This window comes from Roseovarius sp. (assembly GCF_027019125.1).
Classification (GTDB): Bacteria; Pseudomonadota; Alphaproteobacteria; order Rhodobacterales; family Rhodobacteraceae; genus Roseovarius.
In genome coordinates this window covers 25,408-52,251 of sequence record NZ_JALUXE010000009.1, presented here as the reverse complement: position 1 = coordinate 52,251, position 26,844 = coordinate 25,408, and the positions used below count along the sequence as shown (strand labels likewise).

The 26,844-nt window shown below is 62.4% G+C and carries 27 protein-coding genes and 1 tRNA gene; 10 read left to right on the top strand and 18 right to left on the bottom strand.

Translation table 11 applies throughout. The features are described 5' to 3' along the window. The first annotated feature begins 45 nt into the window (after positions 1-45). A complete protein-coding gene (locus MVC20_RS05470) occupies positions 46-621 on the top strand; it encodes a helix-turn-helix domain-containing protein (protein WP_297539240.1) in 576 nt (191 codons plus the stop codon). On the opposite strand, the gene MVC20_RS05465 is transcribed toward MVC20_RS05470, so the two are convergent. Then, complete coding sequence (locus MVC20_RS05465) at positions 618-1,943, bottom strand: type II toxin-antitoxin system HipA family toxin (protein WP_297539238.1); 1,326 nt, start codon at positions 1,941-1,943, stop codon at positions 618-620. The genes MVC20_RS05470 and MVC20_RS05465 overlap by 4 nt on opposite strands. Before the next feature lies 1 nt (position 1,944). Further along, the gene (locus MVC20_RS05460) at positions 1,945-2,193 is read right to left on the bottom strand and encodes a helix-turn-helix transcriptional regulator (RefSeq protein WP_166131985.1); all 249 of its coding nucleotides are present in this window, start codon (positions 2,191-2,193) and stop codon (positions 1,945-1,947) included. 429 nt (positions 2,194-2,622) lie between these two features. On the opposite strand from MVC20_RS05460, the gene MVC20_RS05455 reads away from it, so the two are divergent. The 3 genes from MVC20_RS05455 to MVC20_RS05445 all read left to right on the top strand — a co-directional run bounded on the left by MVC20_RS05455 (position 2,623) and on the right by MVC20_RS05445 (position 5,141). After that, positions 2,623-3,120 carry a TIR domain-containing protein gene (locus tag MVC20_RS05455; protein ID WP_297539234.1) on the top strand — a complete coding sequence of 166 codons (498 nt, stop codon included), beginning with the start codon at positions 2,623-2,625 and terminating at the stop codon, positions 3,118-3,120. A gap of 261 nt (positions 3,121-3,381) precedes the next feature. Then, on the top strand, positions 3,382-4,539 hold the full coding sequence (locus tag MVC20_RS05450) for a toll/interleukin-1 receptor domain-containing protein (protein ID WP_297539233.1): 1,158 nt from the start codon (positions 3,382-3,384) through the stop codon (positions 4,537-4,539). Then, the gene (locus MVC20_RS05445) at positions 4,536-5,141 is read left to right on the top strand and encodes a hypothetical protein (RefSeq protein ID WP_297539231.1); all 606 of its coding nucleotides are present in this window, start codon (positions 4,536-4,538) and stop codon (positions 5,139-5,141) included. Before MVC20_RS05450 ends, MVC20_RS05445 begins: the two co-directional genes overlap by 4 nt. 203 nt (positions 5,142-5,344) lie before the next feature. Here MVC20_RS05445 and MVC20_RS05440 read toward each other — a convergent pair whose 3' ends face one another. From MVC20_RS05440 to MVC20_RS05420, 5 genes are all read right to left on the bottom strand, one after another. Then, positions 5,345-7,417, bottom strand: coding sequence for an AIPR family protein (locus MVC20_RS05440; protein WP_297539229.1), 2,073 nt, complete (start codon positions 7,415-7,417; stop codon positions 5,345-5,347). Beyond that, on the bottom strand, positions 7,414-8,388 hold the full coding sequence (locus MVC20_RS05435; RefSeq protein WP_297539227.1) for a PD-(D/E)XK motif protein: 975 nt from the start codon (positions 8,386-8,388) through the stop codon (positions 7,414-7,416). Before MVC20_RS05435 ends, MVC20_RS05440 begins: the two co-directional genes overlap by 4 nt. Continuing rightward, on the bottom strand, positions 8,375-11,110 hold the full coding sequence (locus MVC20_RS05430; RefSeq protein ID WP_297539225.1) for a Z1 domain-containing protein: 2,736 nt from the start codon (positions 11,108-11,110) through the stop codon (positions 8,375-8,377). The genes MVC20_RS05435 and MVC20_RS05430 overlap by 14 nt, the downstream gene beginning before the upstream one ends. Continuing rightward, entirely contained in the window at positions 11,107-12,600 is a 1,494-nt protein-coding gene (locus MVC20_RS05425) for an ATP-binding protein (protein ID WP_297539224.1), read from the bottom strand. Before MVC20_RS05425 ends, MVC20_RS05430 begins: the two co-directional genes overlap by 4 nt. A 65-nt stretch (positions 12,601-12,665) precedes the next feature. Further along, positions 12,666-14,219 carry a DNA cytosine methyltransferase gene (locus tag MVC20_RS05420; protein ID WP_297539222.1) on the bottom strand — a complete coding sequence of 518 codons (1,554 nt, stop codon included), beginning with the start codon at positions 14,217-14,219 and terminating at the stop codon, positions 12,666-12,668. A gap of 67 nt (positions 14,220-14,286) precedes the next feature. Between MVC20_RS05420 and vsr the strand changes: the two genes are divergently transcribed. Then, complete coding sequence (vsr, locus tag MVC20_RS05415) at positions 14,287-14,748, top strand: DNA mismatch endonuclease Vsr (protein ID WP_297539220.1); 462 nt, start codon at positions 14,287-14,289, stop codon at positions 14,746-14,748. A 42-nt stretch (positions 14,749-14,790) separates the two neighbouring features. On the opposite strand, the gene MVC20_RS05410 is transcribed toward vsr, so the two are convergent. Continuing rightward, positions 14,791-15,078: a hypothetical protein gene (locus MVC20_RS05410; RefSeq protein WP_297539218.1), complete on the bottom strand. Its 288-nt coding sequence runs from the start codon at positions 15,076-15,078 to the stop codon at positions 14,791-14,793. Further along, complete coding sequence (locus MVC20_RS05405) at positions 15,078-15,500, bottom strand: helix-turn-helix transcriptional regulator (protein WP_207014704.1); 423 nt, start codon at positions 15,498-15,500, stop codon at positions 15,078-15,080. Before MVC20_RS05405 ends, MVC20_RS05410 begins: the two co-directional genes overlap by 1 nt. 141 nt (positions 15,501-15,641) lie before the next feature. Here MVC20_RS05405 and MVC20_RS05400 point away from each other — a divergent pair, with 141 nt between their 5' ends. From MVC20_RS05400 to MVC20_RS05390, 3 genes are read left to right on the top strand one after another with little or no spacing between them, the layout of a single operon-like run. Then, on the top strand, positions 15,642-15,866 hold the full coding sequence (locus MVC20_RS05400; RefSeq protein WP_297539215.1) for a hypothetical protein: 225 nt from the start codon (positions 15,642-15,644) through the stop codon (positions 15,864-15,866). Positions 15,867-15,881: 15 nt separating this feature from the next. Further along, the gene (locus MVC20_RS05395; RefSeq protein WP_297539213.1) at positions 15,882-16,118 is read left to right on the top strand and encodes a hypothetical protein; all 237 of its coding nucleotides are present in this window, start codon (positions 15,882-15,884) and stop codon (positions 16,116-16,118) included. Then, the gene (locus MVC20_RS05390; RefSeq protein WP_297539212.1) at positions 16,118-17,218 is read left to right on the top strand and encodes a tyrosine-type recombinase/integrase; all 1,101 of its coding nucleotides are present in this window, start codon (positions 16,118-16,120) and stop codon (positions 17,216-17,218) included. Before MVC20_RS05395 ends, MVC20_RS05390 begins: the two co-directional genes overlap by 1 nt. 44 nt (positions 17,219-17,262) lie before the next feature. Here the strand turns inward: MVC20_RS05390 and MVC20_RS05385 are convergent. From MVC20_RS05385 to MVC20_RS05360, 6 genes are all read right to left on the bottom strand, one after another. Beyond that, positions 17,263-17,337: transfer RNA gene (locus MVC20_RS05385), tRNA-Phe, on the bottom strand. A 77-nt stretch (positions 17,338-17,414) separates the two neighbouring features. Further along, on the bottom strand, positions 17,415-17,597 hold the full coding sequence (gene yacG, locus MVC20_RS05380) for a DNA gyrase inhibitor YacG (RefSeq protein WP_297539210.1): 183 nt from the start codon (positions 17,595-17,597) through the stop codon (positions 17,415-17,417). Continuing rightward, positions 17,594-18,619 (bottom strand): ribonuclease E/G, encoded by a 1,026-nt coding sequence (locus MVC20_RS05375; protein WP_297539208.1) that lies wholly within the window; start codon positions 18,617-18,619, stop codon positions 17,594-17,596. The genes yacG and MVC20_RS05375 overlap by 4 nt, the downstream gene beginning before the upstream one ends. Then, complete coding sequence (locus MVC20_RS05370) at positions 18,616-19,194, bottom strand: nucleoside triphosphate pyrophosphatase (RefSeq protein WP_296634496.1); 579 nt, start codon at positions 19,192-19,194, stop codon at positions 18,616-18,618. The genes MVC20_RS05375 and MVC20_RS05370 overlap by 4 nt, the downstream gene beginning before the upstream one ends. A gap of 14 nt (positions 19,195-19,208) precedes the next feature. Further along, on the bottom strand, positions 19,209-19,427 hold the full coding sequence (infA, locus tag MVC20_RS05365) for a translation initiation factor IF-1 (protein WP_005978431.1): 219 nt from the start codon (positions 19,425-19,427) through the stop codon (positions 19,209-19,211). A gap of 83 nt (positions 19,428-19,510) precedes the next feature. Further along, on the bottom strand, positions 19,511-20,395 hold the full coding sequence (locus tag MVC20_RS05360; protein WP_297539206.1) for a carbon-nitrogen hydrolase family protein: 885 nt from the start codon (positions 20,393-20,395) through the stop codon (positions 19,511-19,513). Positions 20,396-20,542: 147 nt separating this feature from the next. Here MVC20_RS05360 and MVC20_RS05355 point away from each other — a divergent pair, with 147 nt between their 5' ends. Beyond that, positions 20,543-20,845 (top strand): type II toxin-antitoxin system Phd/YefM family antitoxin, encoded by a 303-nt coding sequence (locus MVC20_RS05355; protein ID WP_297539204.1) that lies wholly within the window; start codon positions 20,543-20,545, stop codon positions 20,843-20,845. Here the strand turns inward: MVC20_RS05355 and MVC20_RS05350 are convergent. Beyond that, entirely contained in the window at positions 20,808-22,043 is a 1,236-nt protein-coding gene (locus MVC20_RS05350) for a urate hydroxylase PuuD (RefSeq protein ID WP_297539202.1), read from the bottom strand. The genes MVC20_RS05355 and MVC20_RS05350 overlap by 38 nt on opposite strands. 148 nt (positions 22,044-22,191) lie before the next feature. On the opposite strand from MVC20_RS05350, the gene MVC20_RS05345 reads away from it, so the two are divergent. Further along, positions 22,192-23,589: a helix-turn-helix transcriptional regulator gene (locus tag MVC20_RS05345; RefSeq protein ID WP_297539200.1), complete on the top strand. Its 1,398-nt coding sequence runs from the start codon at positions 22,192-22,194 to the stop codon at positions 23,587-23,589. 5 nt (positions 23,590-23,594) lie between these two features. On the opposite strand, the gene MVC20_RS05340 is transcribed toward MVC20_RS05345, so the two are convergent. Together MVC20_RS05340 and torT are read right to left on the bottom strand one after the other, a co-directional pair. After that, complete coding sequence (locus MVC20_RS05340; RefSeq protein WP_297539198.1) at positions 23,595-25,622, bottom strand: FkbM family methyltransferase; 2,028 nt, start codon at positions 25,620-25,622, stop codon at positions 23,595-23,597. Between the two features lie 162 nt (positions 25,623-25,784). Further along, on the bottom strand, positions 25,785-26,831 hold the full coding sequence (gene torT, locus MVC20_RS05335; RefSeq protein ID WP_297539196.1) for a TMAO reductase system periplasmic protein TorT: 1,047 nt from the start codon (positions 26,829-26,831) through the stop codon (positions 25,785-25,787). Between the last annotated feature and the right edge of the window lie 13 nt (positions 26,832-26,844).

Here is a 26,844-nt window from a genome sequence, read left to right as displayed (position 1 = left end):
GGGGGCTTGAAGGAAGTTGGCAAGAAATAGGAACGTAAACTTCACATGCGCCACCATCGCAAACTGACTGACGACGAACGTCGCCAGATCATCGAGGCTCGCGCCGAGGGCAGCCCTGCCGCCGCTCTGGCCCGCCGCTTCGGCGTCTCGACCCGGGTGATCTACAACACGCTGAGCCGGGCCAAAGGCGCGCGCTCTGCTTCGACAACAACGATCAGCACCCGCCTGAGCGCGCGCCAACTGGCGGGATTTCAAGCCGCGCTTGAGCGCCGAGGCATCACCGACCAACCCGCCGCCCTGGGCCGCCTGATGGAAGCGGCCGACATCCTGCTGCGTCCGGCAGACCCGGTCGTGCGCGACCACCTGCAAGCCTGGGGCGCGCAGGTCGCCACCGATGGCGCTGCGGTCAACCATATCGCCCGCAAGCTGAACGAGGCCAAGCTACGCGGCCGCCCGCTTCCCTTCACCGACGATGACATGACCACGATCCGCAACTTCGCCGGGGGGCTGGTCGAATTCGCCGAGGCGTTTCGCAGTCTGTGGGAGGCACAGCTGGCCGCGAAGGCGCGCGAGGTCGACAAGGCGTTGGAGGGGTTGGCCGCAAAGGCACCGGAACCCTAAAGTAGGTCCCGCATCTGCGCCGCCCGCTGCGTCGCATCGCTTGCGATCGGCTCGCTGACCGCCGCCGGGACCTGATCGCCCACCACCAGAAGCGCCCGCTCCAGCGCAGGGCCCAGCCGATCGGTAATGTCCTGCAACAGCTCCAAGGCGCGGCCCTTGGGCAAACCCGCCGCGCGGCCCTCGGCCTCGAAGTGGCGCGGCACGATCTCGTCGATGCCGTAATGGCCATCGATCGACATGGCGAGGCGGTAGCGCTTGCGCTGCAAGCGCCCCGCGCGGACGACTGGGGCGACGCTCAGGATGTCATAGAGTGGCGCGAGCGTGAACCGCGCCCGGCGGCCCAGACGCAGGCTGAAGTTCTTGGCATGCCCGTCCGAAGCTCCGATCAGGAAAAAGAATATCTGCGCCCGAAAGAACGTCTCCCGGTCCTCGATGGGCGTGTCGGATTCCCGCAAGAGTTCCATGATCTGCGCGATGCCGGGGCCGCCCAGTCTCTGGTATTTCATGGCAGACGGGTAGCCCAACGACTGGCAGATATCCTCTTGCGGCAGGCGCTTCAGGGTGTCGCCGTGCCAGACGCGATCGAACCGCTCGACCGAGAGCACGACCTGCCCGGGCAATGTGAGCTTTTCGACATGCGCGACGGGCAGGCCGATTTCGCGCGCCAGCGTCATGCAGAACAACTCGTTCTCGACGCTGTCGCTCAGGTCGATCTGCTCGGGGCCGGGAATGATTCCCATGGGCGTCTTGAAGATATGGCTGGTCGGCGTAATGCCGCGCGGCTTGGCCCACTGCCCGTCAATCCGCAGATAGGCCGTCTTCTCCTGCGCGCCGGCGATGGAAATCCGGAAATCCTCGTCTTCACCCAGGGCGAGCGGTGCGGCGGCGAGATTTTTCAGGTCGGCGACCATCTCCCCTTCGGAAATGACGCGATACTGCATGTCCTGATCGGACGGGGCCTCGTCCAACGGCAGGAATTGCAGCGCACCAACACAGTCGCGCCCCAGGACGGACAACAGCGAGAACACATCCTTGCCCTGCGCCCCGACGCGGGCGGCGATTTTCTCCCGAAGTTCACCTTCGGCATCGGGGAGGAGGTTGTCGAAAGCGGCGACGACCGGATCGCCCTGCCACTTGAGCCTAGTCAGCGGCAGGGCGCTGGCAACCGGAAAAGCGGCCTCGGACGCGAGCCAGTCAGGATCGTAGGAGAAGGCGATGGCCCCATCCGTCGCGCGGGTCAGCGTGCCCACCCGCGCCCTTTCGTACCAGACGGCGGTCTTGCTTTGGCGTGTGCGGCGGCCCGCGCGGGCGATGCGTGCCATCCTAGCGCTGCCCCGGGTCGGCTATACGATCCGTCGCGGACAGTTCCGCACCGAGGGCCTCGAGAAGGCGAAGATAGACATCGAGGCTGACGGAAACGACGCCGTTCTCGATGTCGGAAATGGTGGATTGCGCCGTACCCGTCATCTCGCCAAGCTGCTTCTGGCTGATCTTCCGCGCCGCGCGCCGCGCCTTCAGCACGGCCCCGGCTTGGCGGAGGCTTCGGATGGGGTATGCGGGCAAGGTGTCCATGGTCCACTGATAGCTCAAGGACGATATTTTGTCAATATAGCGCGAGGGCTATGAAGTTCACATATAGTCCATAAGCTAAATCGCAACCGCCGTGCGTAGGGGAAATTCATGCCGACCGGTATCAAGCGCTTCTGATTTTGTGTGATGCACAGATGCCCCCTCTCTACAGAGTGCTGACCGTGCATGGGAAGGCGCGCCTTGCGCGATCGACGTTGCGATGCTCGCCCCCGATGTTCACCCAGCACCGGGGCACGGCTGTAAGACAGCGCGTCGCGAGTCATGCTGCCGTCTCTGAATTCCTTGGCGGCTTCGGTTTCAAGTGAGCTACTCCCCAACTCTTGGATCAACGCCCGATACCCGCTTTACCGGTCGGAAGGGCTCAACTATATTCGTTCTAGTTGAGAATCGCATTGTGCAGGAGGGACCAAGTTGGCTCGGAAGTGTTTCTATAGTTTCCATTATACTCCTGATAATTGGCGTACCTCGACGGTGCGCAATATTGGTGCAATCGAGGGCAACAAACCAGCCTCGGACAACGACTGGGAATCCGTAACCAAAGGAGGCGAAGCTGCAATCAAAAAATGGATTGCAGATCAGATGGCAGGTCGCACCTGCACGATTGTGCTCGTTGGAGCTCAGACGGCAAACAGGAAGTGGATCAATCACGAGATCATCAAGTCTTGGGATGATGGAAAAGGGGTAGTTGGAATTTACGTCCACGGGATCAAGGACGTGAGCGGAAACACAACTGCAAAAGGAAATAATCCCTTCGATTATATTGGGTATGGAAATTCTGGAAAGATGCTGTCGTCAATGGTTAAGTGCTATGATCCGCAGGGTTCCGACAGCAAGGCGCGCTACGACTGGATTTCCAATAACATTTCGGCTGCTGTTGAAGAGGCGATTAAGATCCGGAATGCAAACTAGGAATGGCGCATGCGTTTGGCGTGTGATGTTGTTATCGTGATGTTTGTCAGTAACCCAAGGATTTTGGTTTGCAGGCAGATCATGACGGTTTCAGAGTGATCACGCAGATGAGCGCGGCCAAATATCCAAAGGCAACTGTTTAGATGCCAGTATTTCTGTGGCCACTGGTTGGTTTTTTTAGTGGCCTTAGCTATGGATTGCCGCTCATCATGTATTTAATTTGAGAGATCATGGCGTATGGGCTTTCAAGGTTGGTCTTAAATGGCGCTCTATGAAGTACTGATAATCGGCTCACCTGAAGCAAATCAGATCGCAGCGATCACTAAGCAGCTGGAAGATGTGGCGAAAGTCATGTCACTCGAAGTTCCAGATGATCTTTCGATACTTACGACATTGGACTTGCAAAGGCGTAGCCCAAAAGCCACGACATTAGCCTTGTACTTCGGTGGCGACCCTACGGTCGACGTCGATGCAGTAAATCAACTCGAGACGGCGAAAGTGCCTATCGTGCCAGTTGTCGAGCAGGGCAAGTCTGTCACTGCTGCTGTACCGCACGAAATTGCACACACGAATGCTTGCCTTATTGATGCTGGTGATGACACTTTGGAGGCTCTTGCCTCAGTGTCCCTGGAAGTGCTGGGCCTTCTGCACCGTCAGCGTCGTATCTTCATCAGCTACCGGCGAACAGACTCGCGCGAGGCAGCTCTTCAGCTTTTTGACGAGCTGTCCAGTCGGGGTTTCGACGTATTCTTGGACACCCACGACATCCGTCCGGCAGAAGCCTTCCAAGAAATGCTGTGGCATCGCCTGTCAGACTGTGACGTAACTGTCATGCTTGACACGAAAGACTATTTTGGAAGCAAGTGGACTGCCCAAGAACTCGGACGCTCGCAAGCTCTTGGTATCCAGATTCTCCGTGTCATCTGGCCTGAGCACAGCGGATCGAGACATCTGTCACTGAGCGACACAGTTCGGCTTACCCCGGACGATCTCGATGCAAGCAATAGACTTCGACCGGAACTGCTGGCGGTCATCGCGAAGAAAGCCGAGGCGCTTCGAAGCCGCAGCATTGCGACGCGGCACTTGGATCTCGTCGGACGGCTTAAGAGCGAAGTGGTTCGAATAGGCGGCCAATTTGAGGGGATCGGTGCTTACCGTTCGGTGAGCCTGACGCTACCTGGCGGTCGCAGGTTGGAGGCCTATCCGATGGTGGGTGTACCTACTGCAGACATGCTGAACGACATTCAAGATAAGGCAAGCAAGGCTGGCCATGGCAGGTTTCCCTGTTTGGTTTACAATCATATCGGAATTCGTCCCGCGTGGATTGATCACCTGCGTTGGCTCGACGCACAAATATCGTCAGTGCGCACCTTGAAGGTTTCGGATGCAGGCTGGGAACTAGTGGAGTGGGATGAATGAGACAGCATCGGTCGATTTTCCTGTCGGCGGGTGTGCCTGACCCAAGTGCGAAGCACTTCATGGGGGAAGGCGATACAGCTGCGATTTCCGCTTTGGTCAGTGCACTTCTCTTTGTCGCGCTTGGGCGCCGTCCTATTGTTTGGGGTGGACACCCGGCTATAACGCCCATGGTCTGGGCTTATGCGGAGGCCCTGAATGTTGATTATAGTAAATGGGTTACGCTCTACCAAAGCGAATTTTTTCAAGACGATTTTCCGGAGGAGAACAAACGCTTTGGAAACGTGATCGTGACCGAGGCGGTGTACGGTGATCGGGAGCAGAGCCTTGCGATCATGAGGCGACGCATGCTTTCTGAGAATGAGTTTGAAGCTGCAGTTTTCGCTGGAGGCATGGCAGGAATATTCGAAGAGTATCGACTGTTCGTTGAGATTGCAGATGGCGCTGCTGTTCTGCCTATTGTTTCGACCGGAGGCGCCGCGGCGCTTCTAGGAAAAGAAATCATGGTTAGCAGCGACTTCGCTGACGAGTTGGATTACGTCGCCCTGCTGTTCGACCGTTTGGCGATAGATCCAAACGAACCAAGGGGGCCTGCCGGGGCCTGACATGCATGCGATTCAATTCGGGCGGATTGAACGAGGGCCAAAACGGTAGGAGGGATAGCACAGACGATGTGTCGCCGCATCGATCAGGCGGCCGCGAAAGAAGCGCCGCACCTCGGGTACGGCGTGTTCCAGACCGTCCGCAATTGGTCGCGTGCCGCGGTGGCCTGCGCCGGGCTCAACTGTCGGCTATGGGCCGAAAAGGGTCATTGTTGGGCCTCAAAACCCTGATCTTTCATCCTGTGCAGTACGTTCATGGCGTGCTTTGCTTGAAAATCCGACGGAATCCTTCGCGGCATCGACATGCATATCTGCAGGATCTGCAGGTCCTTGGGTGACAGCTTCCGTTCGGCTTTCCCCCAATTCATCACCTTGGTCCAGAACTCGGACCCAAGGTTGACCACTTCGGTCTGGGCGTTGATGCCTTCGGTCAGTGCCTTCTTCGCTCTCGAGTCCCGCACCGCGGTTCGGACGGATTCCACCAGCGTCAGGCAGCTGGCGAAATCGTCGTCATAATCGAGCGTCCTCCCCTTCAGGCCGTTCCAGCACGCCTGCTGCTTTGCCCACTCGGACATGTTCCGGACCCCGGCCGGTGGGTGCGTGATGACATCGTTGGCCTCGGCCGCGGCGACGAGCAGCGCACGCAACAAGGCGACCGAAACCGCTTGACGCCGCCAGATGGCATCGACGTCCAGCACCTGCTTGTCACTGGCCGCATCATGGAAAACCTTCGCCATGGCGTAGGTCACGATGTTCGCGCGGTAGCCGCCTTCGTACCAAGGCTGTTTCGGCACCTCGGTCTCCAGCTTCCTGAAAATGATGGCCTTCGCGATCAGCCGCCGATACCAGAGTTCATCGTATCGGGCATCGCTCCTCGCCCAAGCCTCACCGATCTCCTTGGCGAATTCTGCGAAGTTCTTCTGTGCGCCTTTCGAAACCAAGTCAGGATGGCCTGCAGCCGAATACTCGAACTTCGCAAGGTCGGTCTTGCTGAAAAGCTGCGCCTTGGGGAACTCGAGGTCGAACTTTTTCTGCTGGGCAGGTGTCAGGCGCCCACGCGCGTTGATGAACTGACCGCGGGACCGCTCGTAGAACCACTTGCTGTCATGGCGCTCGCCTTCGCGGGCCGTGAAGATCACACTACGCGAGAACTGTTCGATGCGGATATGGAACGGGTGGTTCGAGAAGAAATCTGCCGCGTTCACCTTGTTCTGGGTGTTCGCGAACTCGGAAATCTTCGGCACGATCTCCTCCGACCGGTCGGGCGGCACCACGGTCAGCTTCATCTGGACGAAAACCTGCGGAAGCTGCTCGCGGGCGTTCTTCAGCCCGGTGTGGATCGATCCGGTCGTCTGGGCACCGTTCACGATCTGCAGATTGCTGATCGACGCGATTGCAAGTCCGTCATCCGTGCGGACGCAGGTCACGTCGTCCGCCGTCGCGGATAGCCCGTTGTTGTAGGGAAAGAACAGCTCCGGCTCTTCCTTGATCGTCTTCTGGATGCCCTTGTTGGTCTTGGCCCGCGCCTGCAGGAACGAGCGCACATTCGCCTCGAGAAGCCTTGCGCCCCATCGGTCGTAGATCGAAGCCAGTTGTTCGCCCGGCACGATCAGGAGGTAGCTTTCCAGTGCTGCGCCCGTTTGTGACGCCTTCAGCGCCGGCAATGGCCCGCCGAAGTCCCCGGCGAAGTCGATCACCATGTCCTCGCGCGCCTGGCCGGAACGATCAAAGCGCTCAAAGCGGGCAAGGTCCCAGACCGACCACGTGACCGGAACGTCATCGAGTTCCTGCAGCTTCACCGCATCGTCACGACCGATGTACTGGCGGTTCGACACCAGGATCAGCTTGACCTTGGTGACCTGCGACCAAGTCGTGATGATCAGGTCCGAGACCTGAAATGCGGGACTCACCTCGTTCAGGGCATCACGGAAATCTTCCGTCCGGGCCTTTTTAAGAAAACGGATCAAGGGGTTCAGGATGGGCGGCACATCGCCCTTTCCGAAGGTCTGGATCTCTTCACTGTCCACGAAGTCGCAGACGATCAGACCCAACACGCCCCCGCTGTCACGCGGGTCTCCTGCGTATCCGTCGATCCTGAGCCTCTGCCCGCCCTCGCCGCTCTGGTAGTAGGAACGATCCGCAACCTCGAGTTCACCCGCTTCCGTCAGGCGCTCGGTCATCCGGTCGAAAAAGGCCTCAACCGGGAAGATCCCACTGGCGTCGGCTTCGCGGCGGATGTCGGCCATAAGGTTCTGATGGTATTCCTGAAGCTCGCTCATGTCTGCCCACCTTCGATCAAGCCGACCCGCACATCATCCCAAGCCTTGAGGAAGGGCGAACAGGCCGAAAGCGCCAGCGCGTAGGTGACGCCGGACACGCCGAGCGGGACCGGTGCAGCGATCCGCGGAAACTCGTCTGTGACCGCGAAAAACTCGGGCGCGGACACGATCCAGCGCCATGGCGAATAGTCGTGCAGGGCGTCGTAGCCGACATCCGCGAGGTGCAGGTCCCAATCCATCACCGATGATGGTTCAGTGCGCTCCAGAAGCTCCGTGACCATGTGCACATGTTCGGTCAGGGATCGTCCATGCGGCGGCTGCACCTTGTCGACGGCCAGCACCGCCAGCCAGATACGCCGATCAGGCACATCGGCCAGCTGATGCTCGCTGGTGATCTTGACGAAAGGCTGCGACGCGCCACGACGAGCCTTGACCTCGATGCAATCTGCCTTGAGTTCGAAGTCCTTGGGCGCGCCGGATGGTCCCATCCATGCGGAAAGGGCGGGCTTTGGCCCAAGCTCGGCGATCAGAAGCTTCAGGACTTCAATTTCGCCGATCAGGCCCTTCTGCGCGTCCTCGGACAGCACTTCCAGCTTGCCTCCGCGCAGAAGGTAGTGCCACCGGAAGGTGCGCCCGATGGCCCGCTCCAGGGCCTCGGCCTCGGTCTCCGCCAGTTCTCCCGCTGCCATCACGTCGCGGCAGAGCGTCTCGAACAGCTCCATCTGGGCGTTGTCCTTAAGCCTGATATAGAGGATCGGACCACCCGGCAGGGTCTGGAAACGGATTTCAAGGTTCTTGAGCTTGGGGAGGTCCGGGACGGGGCGCGGCAGATCACTCAACTGAAGAACCAGCGTCGCATCCGCCCTCGGCATGACGGCCCAGAACCAGTTCCATCGAGCCGCGGCATCCACCCGCCGCGTATCGACCTTTCCCGCCTCGAGGCCGGACCAAGGCGTGTCATTCGGGATCACCAAGCGCCTCCTCTTCGATCTCCTCCTCGCCGAACATTTCGCGCATGCGGATGGTGTTCACGATGTATTCGACGGTGCCGCCGTGGATGTCAGATCCCGGGAAGCAAATGCTCCAGGCCAAGACCAAAGCAGGTGATTTGGCCTGAAGTTCCTCCGGAACCACAGGTTCGACAAAGCGGAGGATCATTAGCGGGCGGCGACCGCGAATCTCGCAAAAGATGCGTGGTGGAAGGGTTTTCGGAACATCCTTGCCATCACGCATACGCTCTTCGCGAAAGGCATCGATAGCGGTTTCGATCTGCTCCTTTGTCAGACCGACCCTCTCGTCACCCGGAGAGCCAACACGTCGACTTGTACCGCTGATCGCGAGAATTCCATCGCGAAGTTCCGGCTCGCCAACTGATCGGCCAAAGGCTCGCATTTCAAGTCCGGACAAATCTGCAAGCTTTGCATCTTCCTTCTGAGCGCTGGCGAAAAGTACATCCCAATCACGCAGTTCTGTTTCAGCGCGAGCATCGATGTAGTCAGCCATTAACCTTGGATCCGTGAGAGGATCGGAGGTGTCCGCGCGAAATACACGAAGGAAATCGCGTATCAGATCGACGGAAACGCCGCTGAAAAGGGTTCCGCGTGAAGGACGTTGTTCTGGCAGGCCACTGGCCTTGATTGCAGCGGCTAGCGCCCGCCCAGCTTCCACGTTGCGTTGGAGTTGTTCACGATCATTACGAATGCGTGTCGTTTCGACCAGTTTGCCTGCAAGACCAACTTTCATGGGGAATTCTTTCCCCGTCCCCATCTTGTTGCGCGCCGTCACGATAAGCGCCTCTGGGTGGCTGCGCACGGCGAGCCCGAATTGGGCGGGCGTTGCTTTGGCAAGCTCCATCCGCTTCAGCTGTGTCTGCAGGTCGTCCATGGCCTCGTGGATATGGGCATACCACCCGACGCCATCCGCAGGCATCCAGACGCGGCACAGGTCCTCGTAGCCCGGCCTGTAGCCGAACCAGCGGCCCATCTGCATCAATGTGTCGTACATCATGGAATTGCGCAGGAAGTAGCTGACCGTGAGTCCTTCGAGGGTCAGCCCCCGTGACAACGAGAAGCCACCGACTGCGATTACCGTGATCCCGTTTTCCCCGGCGTGGTCATAATCCAGCGCTTGGGCGCGCTTTGAGGCGTTGACCTCGACCACGCGGGCCGCCACCAGAACCTCGTGTAATCGCGCCTGCACCGATGGCCAGTCGCCCCCCTCCGCGTCGGCAAATTCCCGTTTCCATGTCGCATGCAGCGCAGCGATCTCGGGGTTCCGCAGCGCAGCCGCGCCCTTTCCTGCGTCGACGGCCACGGCGTCACGGATACGCGCCACCACATCGGCGATCCGCGACCGCAAGCGCCCCTGCACGTCCGTAAAGCGCGAGGCGTTGACCAGCATCGACGCATGGCCGGCCTGTTGCCCGCGCGCGTTCCGGATCGCGCGGGCGACGATGAAGGCGCGCACGGCCTCCACCAGACTGCCGGGCAGCACATCGACCGGATGGTCGATCTTGTGCTTCATCGGCAGCACGTCCTCGTTGTCGTCGATCAGCCGGATGTGCTGGTCGCGCGCGTCGAGGAAGATCTTCTGCGCCCCGAAATAGTTCGACGGCGCATCCAGCCCGATGATGAAATCCCGCGGGAACAGGTCCTGTTTCAGCGCATCGTCATCGGTGTCGGGATCGATGAAGATGTTGGCGAAGGGCGTCGCGGTATAGCCGACATAGCAACTGCGATGAAACAACGAGAGCAGCTCGCGGATCTGGCTGTTGATCCGTGTCACCTCGTCCCGCTGATAGGCCGTGTTGATCGAGGCGTTGTCGGCCTCGTCATCGATCAGCAGCATGGGCTGGCTGACCATCTGCGTGCTCTGGTGAACGGAATGTTCCTTCAGCCATTCCAGCAGGTTCTTCAACGTGCTGGAGTTCTTCTTGATCACCAGCACCACAGGCACGTTGATCTGGCTCAGCTGCGCGGTGAAAGTCGTGGCCGTCGCCTTGTTGAAATCGCGCAGAGTGTTGGTCAGCGATACGGGAAATTCGCGCTGATCGAACTGTCCGACGCCGATGATCTTCTGGCGTTGCGCCTTGTTGGCATGGGCCAGCCGCCCGGTATCGCGCCCGATGAAGCCTTCGTCGATCCGCGCCTGGGTCTGGTTGCGCAGGTTGTTGTGGATGCCCGCGATGACCACGATCAGCCGGTAGCCCGCATCCGCCGCCTTGCAGATCAGGCCGGTATAGTTCGCTGTCTTGCCGCTCTGGACATGCCCCACCACCATGCCGCGGCGGCTCCAGGGGCTCAGGTTGTTCGGGTTGCCCAGGCGGTCCAGCACCTTATCCGTGACCTCGTCGGTTCCGTCGATCACCGATTTTGGCAGCCCCTTCAGGCCCAGAAGCCTGCGATACCGCCCCCAGTAGAAATCTCCTACCTCGCCATTGATCCGAGCGTCGTGCAGCCAGGGCTTGAAATCTTCGGCATCCACGATGGCGCCAAGACCCATGCTGATCCCGTATTTCTCCTCGATCAGCCGCGCCAGTTCCTCGGCGTCCTCATCCTCGATCTTGCCAGCGAACATCGGGGTTTCGCGCAGTTGGGCGATGATGTCCCGAATGGATTGTGCAGTGTGAGGCCCGGCTTGGGACGCCATGTACATGGACGTCATGCCCTCAAGACTGCTGAGAAGCGGCGTCATTGCTGCTCCTTTTCTTCAAGCGTCGTCGCGATGATGCGCTGCGTATCGTCCCAAGCTGACCGAAACGGATCAACGTCCTTCATCAAGGCCATGATTTCCTTGATGTCCTTGCGCGCACCCATGAGAACGGAAAGGGTCGCCTGAACGGCCTGTGCGAGGGTGTCCTCGTCGACCCGATCAGGCACGATCTCTTCGGCGGTCCCCGCCATATCCGCGTGCAGGGTCTCGATCGGCAGGGACGCACCGACCAGAGCGATACAATTGAAAAAGCCGCGCCGCAGGTCTGGCGGCAGACTTTCGGCAAAGTCCGCAAAGGCCGGATGCTCGACGTTGGGTCTGTACCGGATCTGCCCCTCGGCCTGGATGCGATGCCACATGGGCAGACGCTTGTGATCGACCAGCTTCTGGCCGCGCTTGCGGTAGGTGCGCTTCGATCCGTCCTGAATCCGCTCGATGACCTTCTTGAGGCGGTCCCTGACGATGGGTGGCAACTGCGCCGAGGACTTCTTGACGTCGATCTTCCAGTCGGCGTCCATGCTGTTGGGAATGTCGATCCTGACCCGCGACAGCTTGGTAAGTTCCGACTGGCGGCACAGGCCGAACCAGGTCCCGTACAGGATCAGCCGCTTGCCACGATAGAGATAGAAGCCCTGTGACTTCAGGTGGCCTTCCGGTCCGGCAATGTCTTCCCAGTCCGTCTTGCCCATCTGCTTGTGGTGCGGAAGGGTGAAGCTCTGGATTTCGACGTCCCCCCGGATCAGCGAAAGCCGCTCCTCGGGGTCGGGAATGGTAGCCGGGTTCTTTCGGGCAAATGGATCGAGAGGCGGAAGCACCCGACCATTCAGCGAAATCGAAAGCGGTTTTGCATCCTCAATGAAGCGGTGGAAGACGAGGCGCAGATGCCGTTCCGTTTCGGCAATGCGCTGATTGATCACCTCGGCTCGCTTTGCCGCGTTATGGGCGTACCCGCCTGACAAACGATCAAGCTTTTCCCAGAGAACGAGGGTGCCGGTTTCTCCCAGCTTTTCGACCTCGGGAATTTGGGACACGTCATCGGGAAGCTGTACCGCCCACTCGTTCCGCTCCGCGACATCGTCCAGATCCCAGACTGCTGCCGATGTTCTGCTATCCCTCCGCGACACGACGGTCAGCCGACGACATTGCGAAAAACTTGCGCTCTTCATTCCAAGACCGAAACGGCCAAGGTCGGGTTCATCTCGTGATGCCAGGGGGTTGCGGCTACCTGGACGCATAGCTGCGATCAATTCTTCTTCCGTCATTCCGCCCCCATCATCGATGATGGCGATATGGGGATCGTCCGCGAACGTCTCGGTCACGATCCGGACGCGCCGTGCTCCGGCAGTTATCGAGTTGTCGATGACATCGGAAATTGCGGTCTCGAGGGAATAGCCGATATCCCTCAGACCCTCGATCAATGAGGCTGCATGCGGTGTTGCATCGGCGCGACGTGTCGAAACAACTTCCTGCATGCTATCCTTCGTTTCTCCAAGCCTCTCAACAACTTTGGCGGGAGGAACTCGATATTGCAAGGATTTCAGGGCTGTAGTTTGCCCGTATTTGTCAGCGCAGCATGCACAAGACCCGCGATCTGCGTTGCGAGGAACGGCGGAACCGCGTTCCCAACCTGAACGTATTGCTGTGTGCGATTGCCGAGGAACAGATAGTCGTCAGGGAAGGTCTGAAGGCGCGCAGCCTCGCGCACCGTCAGGCTGCGGCACTGCATAGGGTCCGGATGGATGAAGTAGTGACCATCCTTCGAAATGTGGCTCGTAACGGTCGTTGAGGCCTCCCCCGCCAGCTGCACCCGGAACCTGTCGTTGAACTTCCCGCTGTCCCAGTTCTTGTGGTCCGGGCTGATGAGATACGGGAAGTCGGCGGCCTTAGGGCTGTAGCCATGCACATCACCGAACGCGGCCGCGAAGAGGTAACGGCGAAGGTCCGACGCCATGTGCCCCCGCGTCTCGTGCTGCGCCAGCCCGCGCAGCCCCGGCCTTTCCAGCCACTGCAGCAGAGCGTCGTTGGAGGTGCCATACCCCTCTGGCAATCGTGACGCCGAGCGGGCCGCTGTGCCGCCCGCCTTCAGCCGTTTCGCGACATCCTTGAAGACGCCCCGGATCTGCGAATTCGCCTTGCCGCCATGAAGATTGGCCAGCAGCCGGGCAGCATCGGCGACAACCGTCCGCCATGCGTCCGGATCATCCTGCCCCCGGCTGATCCCGCTGCGCAGCATCGGCATGTTCCCGATCACGTCATCGACCGTTCGGGCAACACCCGACACCGCAATGTCGGCATCGCTTGCGCCCTTGGCGAGATCGGAGCGTATCCCGATGATGATGACGCGGTGACGGCGCTGCGGCACGCCGAAGCGTTCTGCACGCACGATGAAATCGGACGGCTGCGCTGCCTCCTGCAGGCTTGCCCTGCCGTCTTCGACATGGATCGCGCGCAGTTCGTATTGATGGCCCTTGCCAGTGCCGAGCGATGCCAGGTCCTCCATCAGCATCTCGAACACGAGACGGCTTTCGATGGTCGAGGAGAGCATCCCCTTGACGTTTTCCATCACGAAGGCCGCCGGGCGCAGGCGGTCGAGGACGCTGATGTATTCCCGGAACAGGTAGTGCCGCTCATCGTCCTCAGGGACATAGCCGGCCTTCCCCTTCGACCGGGCGCGGCCGACCAGCGAATAGGCCTGGCAGGGCGGCCCACCGATCAGGATCGTGTCATCGTAATCCCTGCGCAGGCTCGCGATGGCCGCATCGATGTCCTTGCCTGTGCCCTCGGTCCCGAGTTCAAGACAGCGCGCCTCGGCATCGGCCTGCGCCCACGCCTCGGCATCGACCTCGTGCCAATCCGGTTCATCCGAAAGCCCTGCATGGAAATCGACGAAGGCTTGCGGCAGCTTTCCGTGACGCGCCTGATGTTCCCGCAGAAAGGCCCGCAGCCTGAGCGTTTGATGCGCTGAGGCTTCCTTTTCGACGGAGATGCCGATGTGAAAGGGCGCGTGGTCATCAATCCTGAGGCAGGAAAAACCCTCGCCAAGTCCGCCAGGACCGGCAAACAGATCGACAATGCCGAATTTGGCTGGCAAATCAGGAACCTCTCATGACAGGACTGTTGCCTGTATACCAGGTGGGCGAGGCGATGCCAGGAGGCAAATGGCAGATATTGTCAACAAGGAGACCCGATCCCGGATGATGTCCGGAATACGTGGAAAAGATACGCGGCCCGAGCTCTTGTTGCGCCGCGCCCTTCACGCGCGCGGGTTCCGCTACCGGCTTCACCCCAAGACCGTGAGTGGTCGACCGGATCTGGTCCTGCCCAAGCACAAGGTCGCCGTCTTTGTGCATGGATGCTTCTGGCACCGGCACAAAGGCTGTCGGTTTGCATCGACTCCTGCCACGCGCCCCGAATTCTGGGCAGCGAAATTCATGGCCAATGTTCGGCGCGATGAGAAGGTCGTGGCAACGTTGTCGGATGAGGGCTGGCGGGTCGCGATTGTCTGGGAATGCACGCTGAAAAAGCAGGCCAATCTTCATAGCGCCATCGAGCAGTTGGCGCATTGGATCCTCGAAGGCGGATCATTCATTGAAATTGGCGAGAAGGATCCGGGCTCCTGAGCGCAACTTGGGCCGAAAGTCATGACTGACCTTTCGAATTCGTCAGATCCGCGCCAACCGCCCCCGCAGATACCCCTCCACCCCCACCGCCAATGCGAAAGCCGGAGCACCAAATACCAGCACAGCCGCAGACACCGCCGCCACGACCACCATCGCCCCGGCAGCAGCCCCAACCACCATCACAACCGCCCAGCTCGCCAGATACGCGACCCCGCACAGCCCCACCGCCCGGATCACCGGATGCGTCCAGCGCGCCAGATCCCTCTGCATCCGCTCCACCGTGGCCATCTGGTGCCGTTGCCAGGCAACGCTCTTCTCGATTTCCATCATCATTCTCTCAACAATTCGATCCAGGTGTGGACGTCGTCCATCGGGATTTCCTTCCCTTCCAGGAACGACCGGTACCAGCGCGCCACGATCGCACCGCGTTTCTCGCTTTTCAGGCGGATGCCGGTCGCGCTGAGATGGCGGTCGAGCGCCGTCTCGAACCCCTCCAGCGCGGCCAGATCATGGCCCGGGCGCACCGCTTCGACCCCCAGCAGGATCCAGTTCAGGTCCACACCGAACTGGCGGTGCATGTCGACCAGCGCCTCCACCGGGATCGACCGCTTGCCGGTCTCGTAGCTCTGATAGGCCCGCTGCGACATGCCGAGCGCCTCGGCCATCCGGGCCTGCGACAGGCCAAGCTCGTTGCGCGCGATCGCCATGCGCGCGCCGAGGCCGCCGAGGTAGGTATCCGGACGATTCACCATTCTTGACATCAATCAGATTGCTATGACGCATGATCGCATATAAGCGCACATTTGTGCGTTAATGGCTGCGTTCCACCATCGAACCACGGCCAAGCACCGCATTCAATGCGTTTTCGTCCATTTGCAAGAAAGGAGAGGGATTTGTCACAGGAAAAGCTGCTGTCGCCCAAGGAGCTTGGCGCCCTCGTGGGGCTCAGCACGGCGCAGATTCGTGCCTTGATGAACGACGGACGGCTCGAATTCGTCGAGATCTCGCCCAAGACCCGCCTGCTGACCATGACGGGCTGGGAGCGGTTCCAGAAGCGCGCCACCAAGCTGCGCGGGGACGAGAGGGAGAGGGATGGTTCGGTGTCGAGTGTGAATTGATCAGGGGGAGAGCCGATGGGCACGACCAATCTCAACATCAGCGTGATCGACAAGCGCATGCTGAAACAATCCGAGGCCGCCAGTTACACCGGCCTCGCCGTCAAGCATTTCAAGGCGAGCTGCCCGGTGCGGCCTGTCGAGCTGGCGCGCGGCACCCTGCTGTGGGACCGGCGCGACATCGACCGCTGGATCGACACGATGAAGGCCGACCATGTCGAGATGACGCGCGACGACATCCTGGACCGGCTCTGATGACCCATGTGCGCATCAAGGGCTTCAAGATATTCAAGGATCGTCACGGCCGGATGCGCTGCTACCACCGCGCGACGGGCCACAAGATCGACCTGACAGAGGCACCGCTGGGGTCGGCCGAATTTCTGGCGCAATGCGAGACGATCCGCGCCATCGCCGTGGCGCAGAAGGAAAAGGGCCCGCGTGCGGGCACCCTTGGCGGGCTGATCAAGGGTTATTTCGAAACCGGGCATTTCGCCAATCTGGCCGAGGCCACGCGCCGCGATTACCGCAAATGCGCGGATTTTTTGGCCCCCATCCGCGATACGCCGGTCCATGTGATCGACACGCCGCTGATTGCGGGCATCCATGACAAGGCGGCGAAAAAGATCGGCTGGCGGCGGGCCAACATGGTGCGCACCCTGCTGAGCGAGGTGTTCCGCCATGCCATCCCCCAAGGGCTGATTTCCGCGAACTACGCCAAGGACGTGATCCCCAAGCGCCGCCCGCGCGACCGGGCCCATGCCAACCGGCCCTGGACGATCGAGGAACGCGACATCGTCCTGTCCCGTGCCAAGCCGCATGTGCGGGTGGCGCTGGCGTTGATGATGAACACCGGGCTCGACCCGTCAGACGCGTTGAAGCTGCGCAAGGACCAGATCGACGGCGACACGATCTGGGGTGTGCGCGGCAAGACCGGCGAGGAGGTGGCGATTCCCGTCAGCCCGACCTTGCAGGCAGCCCTCGACAGCATCCCCGCGCATGAGGCCGCCACCGTGCTGGCCAGTTCGCTGGGCGCAGCATGGAGCTATAACGGCTTTTCCACCGTCTGGCACCGCTTCAAGACCGCGCTGGAGGAGGACGGGCTGATCGCGCCGGGTCTGACGCTCAAGGGCCTGCGCCACACCGTGGCGACGACGCTGCGCGAGGCGGGCCTCGATGAACGGCGCATCGCGGACCTGTTGGGTCAGAAAACGCCGTCGATGGCGCGGCATTACTCGCGGTCTGCGAACCTCGCCGAGAAGAACCGCGAGACGATGGCGACACTGGAAAAAGAGAACGCGAAACGCGCGAAGATTGTCAAACCTTCCGCCGAAAAGCGTCAAACCCGATCCGAGTAAGGACCAGACATGAGCACAGAAACCAACCATTTCAGCTTGTTAAGTGGTGCCCGGGGGCGGAATCGAACCACCGACACGAGGATTTTCAATCCACTGCTCTACCCCTGAGCTACCCGGGCATGGGAGAAGGCTGGGCCTTCGGGTGGATGCCTTCTAGGCGAGCGCGCGCGGGGTGTCCAGAGGGTATGAACAAAAATCAATGGGGTTTTTTCAGCTCTTGATCCAGAGCGTCGAGAGCCTCTTCGAGATCGGCGGGGTCGGTGGACGGCACGGCGTAATCGCCCGCGAACCATTTGCCCAGATCCACGTCGGCGCAGCGCCGTGAGCAGAAGGGGCGGTAGGTGGGGTCGGTCTTTCTCTGGCAGATCGGGCAGGTCATTTGAGGCGGTCGGTCACGGGCTGGCGGTCGCGCTTGCGCTGCAATTCAAAGTGGCCCAACGGGGTCCAGCCGGCAAGGGTGGTTTCGGTCGTATCCTGACGCAGGGCCGCACGGAGGACGGATTCGAAGGTGCGGCGGTCTTTCTTGGGCATCGGGGCCAGATCGAGGGTGATCTGCCCTCCGAGGCCGCGCAGGCGCAACTGACGCGGCAGGTCACGGGCCATCGCGATATTGGCCTTGAGCCCGGCGGCCAGGCTGGCGTCGCCGCCGGTGTTGACATCCACGGCCACAAGCGCCCGGGTGGGTTCGATGTAAAAGGACGCGCCACCGGGCAGGGGGACCAGGGGGTCGCGCAAGGCGTCGAGTTGGTCGAGCACGCCGGTTTCGGCAAAGGAGCCCGGTTCGGTCAGCACATCCGCCGGGTCCGCCCAATCGCGCCAGGCAAGGCTATGAGGGCCGTCGCCTTCGGTCAGGGTCTCGGGATCGGTTCCTGTGGCATCGGCGCGCACGGCCTCGGCCAGATCGCGCATGGCGCGAATATCCTCTGCAATATCAGAGGCCTCGGCGCTCTCGCAGGCGGAGCGGAGGATCAGGCCCATCGGGCTGTCGCCCATCTCGGCATGGGCGATTTCAAGGAGGGAATCGCGCAGGTTCTCATCCTTGATGGCACGCGAGATATTGAGGCCCGGCGCATCGGGGGTGACGATGGCATAACGGCTCTTGAAGAGCAGAGTGCTTGTCACCGGCAGCGCCTTGCCCGGTTCAGCATAGCCAGTGACCTGCACCAGCAGCGGTTGGCCGGGGGCCAAGCCCTTGACCTGGCGCAGAAAAGCGGAGCCGTCGGGCGTACGCAGGAACATGCCGCCCTGGCCTTTGACCGGTCGGTCGGCGATGGCGCGGTAGATGGCGCCGGGGCGCGGCTGATCCGAGTCGATCAGCAGATCTTCTAGCCGCCCACCCACGAGCAGGGCTGCGGCCTCGGCACCGTTCAGATGGTCGAGCGCGATGGTGCGCAGGGTCATGGGATGTCCTTCCAGAGAGGGTAGCCCGCGGCGCGCAAGAGGTTTGCGGTCTCGGCCAGGGGCAGCCCGACGACGGCGGTGAAAGAGCCCTGAATCCAGGGGATTAGCGCGCCTGCCGGGCCTTGGATGGCGTAGCCGCCGGCCTTGCCCTGCCAGTCGTTCGTGGCAAGGTAGGCATTGAGCTCCTCATCCGAGAGGCGCTTCATCTGCACGGTGGTCACGACATCCCGCTCCCATATCCGCGCGCCGCGCCGGACCGCCACGGCGGTGATCACCCGGTGCCGCCGCCCGGACAGGGCGAGCAGGAATTGTGCTGCTTCGCCAATGTCTTGCGGTTTGCCAAGAATGCGGCGACCAAGCGCCACCGTGGTATCGGCACAAAGAACGATGTCATCGTCCTCGGCCGCAACGGCCCACGCCTTTTGCCGCGCCATGCGGGCGCAATAGGGGCGGGGCAATTCGGCCTTGGCGGGGGTTTCGTCGATCTCGGGGGGGCGGGTGTCGTCCGCCACCACTCCGATCTGCGCCAACAGATCGCGCCGGCGCGGGCTACCGGATCCGAGGATCAAACGCATGTAAAATCAGTCGCTTACTTGAAGCGATAGTTGATCCGACCCTTGGTCAGATCGTAGGGGGTCATTTCCACCTGCACCTTGTCGCCGGCAAGAACGCGGATGCGGTTCTTGCGCATTTTGCCTGCCGTATGTGCGATGATCTCATGGCCGTTTTCAAGCTCGACCCTGAATGTCGCGTTGGGCAGGAGTTCCTTGACGACACCGGGAAATTCGAGCGTGTCTTCCTTGGCCATGGTCTCTCCTTGATGTGGCGCCCCGCCGTTTTGCGGAACGCGCTAGTAAATGCGCCTGTTTTACGCAGTTTTCAAGGGTCTAATCACCGCAGGCGCTCAGATGTGACTGTGACGTCGCGCCCCAGTTGGTCGTCCCAATGGCGGCGGTTGAGGACAACGCCATCGGCGCGGACGTGGGCGATGCGGTCCAGATCGACCTCGGCATAGGTCCAGCCGGGGCGGTTGAGCGTGCCCTCGGCGAGGACGCCCGTGGCCGGAAACCCTGTATCTGGGGGTCCAAAGACGCCACCCATACCACAATTGCTATCGACCGCCGGGGACCAATCCGCGGTGCCCACGGTCGAGGCCATGACGGTCACGCATTGCATTTCAAGAGCGCGGGCCATGGCCCCGATGCGGACGCGGGAATAGCCGGTCAGCGCCTCGGTGCAGGAGGGCACGAGGATCAGGTCGGCATCGGCCAAAGCCTTGCCCAGCAAGGGAAATTCGCTATCGTAACAGATCAGGATACCGATTTTTCCAAGGCTCGTGTCAAAGAGGCGCAGCGGGCCGCCGGGGGCGACATGCCAGTCTTCGCGCTCGAACCGGGTCATGATCTGCTTGTCCTGCGCGGCGCGCGCGCCGGTGGGGGTAAAGAGCATGGCGCGGTTGACGGGGCGCGGGCCAAGCTCGGGGTCAAAGACCGGGGCGGAGGCCCCCAGGATATGCAGATCGTGGCGCGTCGCAAGCTCGGCGTGCAGATCGTAAGCCTCTGACATCACGTCGGAAACTGCGTGGAGCGAGCGTTCGAGATCGCCGGCCGCCTCAGCCCCGGCGAGCGTGGCCAGTTCCATCGCGCCATACTCGGGAAAGACGGCGAGATCGGCCCCGTTCGCGGCGGCCTCGGTCACCCAATCGGAGAGTTTGCGGCGGTAGTCGGCCCAGGAGGCGAGCGCGTCGAGCGGATAGGCGGCGGTGGCGATTTTCATGGGCGCGCTCCGGGCTGAGGTCTGATGTAAGCTTTGTAAGGTCTTGCAGGTGATTTTGTAAGGTCCCGGATCGGGTTTGCGCGCAGCGCGCGCCGGGCGCAACGATTTCTTAACCCCCGTCTGGCAGAGTGGCGGGATCAGGAAGGCATGAGGCGGGCGATGTATGACGAGATGCCGATTCACCGGGTGCGGACCCTGCTGCGCCGGGTGGTGGATCATCTGGCCGCGGGCGGTCAGCGGGTGATGGTGCTGCGCAACGGGGTGCCGGTGGCGGGCCTTGTTTCGGTCAGCGACATGAAGGCGCTGGAGACGGCGGATCAGGCACGGATGGAACATCATGCGCTGACAGCGCAGGCGCGGTTGCGAGAAATCGGCTGGTTGAAGGCCGGGCTTGATTCGGCGCGCTACGAGGTCAGGGCGCGGCCCGGCCCGCCCGATACCAGGCGATGAGGGTGGCGCGCTCTGCAGGCTCCATCGCGGTGAGGTTGGCGGGCGGCATGGCGGTGCTGAGCCCGGCATGAAGATAGAGCGCGCGGGCCTGACGGGCGAGGTCGGCGGGGGTTTCGAGAATCACGCCCTTGGGGGCGTGGATCATGCCGGGCCAGAGCGGTTCGGCGGCATGGCACATGGCGCAGCGCAGGGCGACGATCTCTTGCACCGTGTCAAAGCCGGGGGCTTTGGTGAGCCGGAGCTGGGCCGGGCTGAGGTTTGCGGTTTTCGAAGGAGTGTCTGCGTTGGTTGCGGCGCCCAGTGTCGAGAGCCAGACGATCGCGGCAAAGATCAGCGCGGTCACGCCCCAGGCCCACCAGGGCCGTCCGCGCCGGGCGTGCAGCGTGTTGAAAAAATGCCGGATGGTGACGCCCATCAGGAACACGAGGGCGGCGATCAGCCAGTTGTACGGCGTGGCAAAGGCGAGCGGGTAATGGTTCGAGAGCATCAGGAAGATGACAGGCAGGGTGAGGTAGTTGTTATGGGTCGAGCGCAGCTTGGCGATCTGGCCATAGCGCGCCTCGGGGCTGCGCCCGGCGCGCAGATCGGCGACCACGATGCGCTGGTTGGGCATGATGACGAGAAAGACATTGGCAGTCATGATCGTGGCGGTGAAGGCGCCGAGATGCAGCATCATGGCGCGGCCGGTAAAGACCTGCGCATAGGCCCAGCCCATCGCGGTCAGCAGCGCGAAGAGCAGGAGCATGAGCAGGGTGGGCCGGGCGGCAAGCCGCGACTTGCAGAGATTGTCGTAGATCAGCCAGCCCAGACCCAGCGAGCCCGCCGAAAGGGCGATGCCCTGGGTCGCGGTGAGCGGGCTGTCGGCGCTCAGCAGGAAGAGATCGGCGGAGGCCCAATAGACCAGCATCAGCAGGGCCGCGCCCGACAGCCAGGTGGCGTAACTCTCCCATTTGAACCAGGTGAGGTGGTCGGGCATCTGCGCGGGTGCCACGAGGTATTTGCGGATGTGGTAAAATCCGCCGCCATGCACCTGCCATTCCTCGCCCTGCGTGCCCGGGGGAAGGTCGGGCGCGCGGCGCAGCCCGAGATCGAGGGCGATGAAGAAAAAGGAGGTGCCGATCCAGGCCATGGCGGTGACGACATGCAGCCAGCGGGCGGCAAACCCGGCCCATTCGAGAAGGATCGCCGGGTCCGGCATCTGCGCGCGCTCCTCTTGATGCTGTGTGTCAGGGTCAGCTTAGCGGTTGTGGCGGCGCTGTCCATGGGGCTGCGCGCGGCGGGGGATTGCCCGCGCGTCTTTGCAAATGTAGTCTGGCGTGGATGCGAAGTTGCAAAGGGTGCGCGCCATGGCAATCCAGAAACTCTATGCCGGGGCCAAGCTGCGCGAGACGCGGCAGAGACTGGGCCTGACGCAAAAGGATTTCGCGGGCAAGCTGGGCGTGTCGTTGCCCTATCTCAATCAGATGGAGAACAACAACCGGCCCGTGAGCACGACGGTGGTTCTGGCACTGGCGCAGGAATTCGGCTTCGACGTCACCGAATTGAGCACGGGCGATGCCGAGCGGATGGTGAGCGACATGCGCGAGGCGCTGGCCGATCCGGTGTTTGGCGACGATCCGCCGCCGTTGGCCGATCTGCGGCTGACGGCCTCCAATGCGCCGGCGCTGGCGCGGGCGTTTCTGGAGTTGCACAGCGCCTATCGCCAGACCCACGAGCGGTTGGCGAGCCTGGACGAGGCGCTGGGGCGCGAGGATGCGCGCAACCAGACAAGCCCCTGGGATGAGGTGCGCGATTTCTTTCATTATTGCGACAATTACATAGATGCGGTGGATCATGCCGCAGAGCGGTTTGCCGAAGCCGGCGGCGGACAGCCCATTTCGGATCTGGCCTGCGCGCGCCTTGCGGGGCTGGGCATCACGGTGGTCGAGGCGGACACGGCGCGATTGCGCCATTACGACCGCGCCGCCGGGGTTCTGACGCTGTCGTCGCGCGCGGCCCCCGAGAGCCGCCGCTTTCAGCTCTTGTTGCAAATGGCGCTTGTGACGCAGGATCAGTTGCTGGAGGCGACGCTGGATTTCGCGCGGTTTCAGTCGGAGGCGGCGCGGTCGATCGCCAAGATCGGGCTGGCCAATTATTTCGCGGGGGCGGCGATGATGCCCTATGGCCGCTTTCTGGCGGCGGCACAGGAGGTGCGGCACGATCTGGAGGTTTTGGCGCATCGCTTCGGGGCCTCGATCGAACAGGTCTGTCACCGCCTCTCGACTTTGCAGCGGCCGGGGGCCAAGGGGATTCCGTTTTTCTTCGTGCGGGTCGATCAGGCGGGCACCATCACCAAGCGCCATTCGGCGACGCGGTTGCAATTCGCGCGGTTCGGGGGGGCCTGCCCGCTCTGGAATGTGCATCGGGCCTTCGAGACGCCGGGGCGGTTCCTGCGGCAATTGGCGGAGACGCCGGACGGGGTGCGCTACATCAGCCTTGCGCGCGATGTCTCGAAGCCGGGGGGCAGTTTCGGCGCGCCGGTGCGGCGGTTTGCGATCGGCCTCGGCTGTGAGGTGAAGCACGCGGGCGAATTGGTCTATGCCGACGATCTGGATGTGAGCCACGCGCGGGCGTTCGAGCCGATCGGCATTTCCTGCCGGATCTGCGAGCGGGCGGACTGTCATCAACGCTCGGTGCCGCCGCTGGAACGGCGGCTACAGGTGACGCCGGACGAGCGCGGCGTGCTGCCCTATCGGGTGGGCTGACGCGGTCAGAGGCTGTCGATGAAGCGTTCGGCGACGCGCGGCTTGATCTCGCCTCGGTCGACCAGAAGTTCGAGGCAGCGCAGGGTGACGTCGGTGAAGCCGTAACAGGTATCGCAAAGCAACGCGATCTTGCGCAGGGCGTCGTTGTCGAGCGTATCGGGGCGGGAGAGATCGCGCAGGTAGAGGATGTCGCCGTCGAGCATCTGCTGCGGCGTGGCATCCTCGATCCGGCCCAGCCAGCGCGAGCGCAGCAGGCGTTTTTCGATATGCAGGAAGGAGTGGGGCACCAGCCCCTGCGCCCGTAGCAGGCGGTCAATCTCGCCGAAGGAGGGCTGATTGTCGTAGAGGGGGAAGAAATTCACCTCTGTCTGCACCGCAAGCGCCTGCGAGAGCGCGGTTTGGGCGTGGGTGAAGATCATCGCCTCGGCGCCCTGCACGTCGATCTTGAGGAAATCGACATGGCCGATGCCGTCGATCTCGTCGAGTTTGCGGCTGGGAAGGTCGACATGGCCTGTGGGACGCGCGGCGCGGCGCAGGCCGAGCAGGTGGTCGAGCGTCGGCTGGCGGATCTCGAGGAGCGAGGCCAGACCAGAGCCGCGGTAGAGGTTGAGGCGATGGGTCTCTCCGTCGCCCACGACATCGGGGAAATAGGTCTCGTGCGGGGATTTGCGGGCGTTGAGGGCGGCCAGAGCCTCGGGCTGGGGTTCAAAGCCGGTGACATGGGCGTGACCGGCGGCCAGAAGCTCTTTGTAGGGGGCGTCGTGGTTCATCGGGTTGGCCCCGATGTCGAGGATGCGCAGGGGGGCAGCGAGACCCAGAGTGCGCGTGAGATCGGCGAGCCGTTGCTGCGCGCGGGCCTCGGGCGAGGGGGTCTTGCGCGGCGGGGCGATGGGGGTGGGCTGCACCGCATGCAGGCTGGCCCCGGTGCCGTCGCGCAGGTCGGCAAGCACCTGCATCATCTGGGCGGCGATGCGCGACGGCGCGCGATCCTCGGCGAGGGCAAAGGCCGCCGCGCGGCGGGTGCGCAATTCGTCATCGGGCATGTCGACCAGCCGGGTCATCATCCGCAGAAGGCCGCGCGGCGCGCCGGGATCATAGAGCAGGTCGTGGTTTTCCGGGGCGACATGGGCGCGCAGCGCCTCGGTATCGGGACCGATCACCGGCAGGCCAAAACCCTGCGCCAGCATCACCGAGCCTGAGGTGAAGAGATTGCTGAAAGGGGCCACGAAGACCTGCGCGCGGGCAAAGATGCCGGCCACGTCCTCGTCCGGCACGGCCTCGTCGGTGATGGAGATCGCGGGGGCATCGGAGAGGCCGCGAAAGAGCTTTTGATGGCTGCGCGCCGCGCGGCCGCAGAGGTGAAGGTGAAAGGGCGTCTCGCGCCGGATCAGCGTGCGGGCGGTATCGACCAGCTTGTCCAGCCCCTTGTTGGCGCGAAAGGCCCCGAAGAACAGAAAGGCGCGCGCGTCGCAGTCTGGCAGGTCGCGGGCAAGACTGGTGGCGGCGGGTTCGTATTGGCCCAGATAACTGGGGTGGGGAATGATGCGCAGGCGGGCGGGGTCGACCCCCCAGTCGCTCTGCATGTGCAGGGCGGCATCGGGGGTGTGAACATGCACCAGATCGGCGAGTTCCACGATACGGGCGCGCGCGGCGCGAAAGGTCTCGGGGTCCATGTCGCGATGCGGGCTGCGGTTGTGCACGGTCCAGAGGATGCGGCCCCCCCCGGCCTTGAACGCCGCGAGCGCCGCCAAGTCGCGCTCGGCCTCGCTGGCATTGGCGGCGCTGTCGCGGGAGCGGCCAAAGATCAGGTCATCCCAATGCAGGTGCAAGAGGCGGTGCCCCTCGGCAAGCAAGCGGGGCAGATCGGTGATCTCGGTCTTGGCCAGAGGCGCGGGGCGAAAACCGGCCTCGGTCGCGGCGTAGATCAGGTGCTGGTAGGGATTGCCGCGCGACATCGGCAGATTGAGCACGGCGGCCGGTTCTGCCGCGACCGGTCGGGCGGCAGCTTTCTTGATCGTTGCGCTTTTTGCCATGCTCTGCCTCTTGCCCAGGACGTACCAATTACGACGGCGGCGCCGGGATCAGCAGGATTTGGCGGGTCATTCGGTGGGGCGTTGTGCGCCGCGCTGCCCGCTCTTGTCCCTGCTCTGGCCCCGTCGTCCGACCGTGTCGCCATGATGACTGCAAGTTGCGTGCTAGTCCAGTTCGAACACCGGGATAAAGCTGGCGGGGGCCAGCGTTTCGGCGAGGTCGGTATTGCCGACCATATCGGGGGTCACAAGCTGAATCCGGGGGCCGGCGTGGCGTGTTTCGAGCGTGCCCTCGATGGCGCGCACGGCCATTTCGATGGCGAGTTTGCCCTGCATGATCGGGAAATCGGTGGGCGCGGCGAGGATGCGGCCCCGGCGGATTCCGCGAAAGACGGCGTGGCTCATGTAATCCGAGACAATCTTGATCCGGCCTTCGAGCCCGCGCGCGCGCAGGATCGACACGGCAACCTCGGCGGTGGGGGCGCTGCCGACGATATAGTCGATCTCGATCCCGCTATCGAGCGTTTCCTCGACCAGCGTCACCTGAATTTCGCGGCCTGTGTCGCCATATTTGGTCAGCACGATCTGCGCCGCGCTGTTGGCGATGGCGTCGCGAAAGCCTGCCTCGACAAAGCCGACCCAACCGGCGCCCTCGGGGCCGGGAAACCATGCGAGCCGCACCGGGGCGCTGCCCTGTGGGTGGCGGTCGGCGATGAAGCGGCCGGTGATCGCGCCCATCTCGTACCAGGACACCGCTGCCTTGGCCGCGATGCCGGGGTCGGCGATGTCATTGACGGCGGCGATGACCGGCACCTCTTGCGAGAGCGCCTGAACCGTGGGGGTCAGCCCCTCGAAGGACACGGTGCCCACCACGAGGGCATCGGCCCCTTGGGCCACGCAATCGCTGATCTGTTCGATCTGGCGGTCGAGATTGGGATAACCGCCTGCCTCGACCAGACGAAAGCCCACGCCGAGACGCTGCGCCTCTTCGACCATGCCGTAATTGACCGAAAGCCAATAGGCGTCCTTGAGATGGGGATAGGAGACGCAGATCGTCCAGCGCGACGCGGCGCGGTCGAGCGGTTGATAGGCGAGCGGGCGCGCCGGGCTGGTGTAATCGAAAGGCAAGGTATGGGTTTGCAGCGCCCATGGATCGGCGGCGAGGGGCAGGGGGGCCAGAAGCGCCAGCATACAGGCGATTATTCTTTGCATGAAACGCTCACTC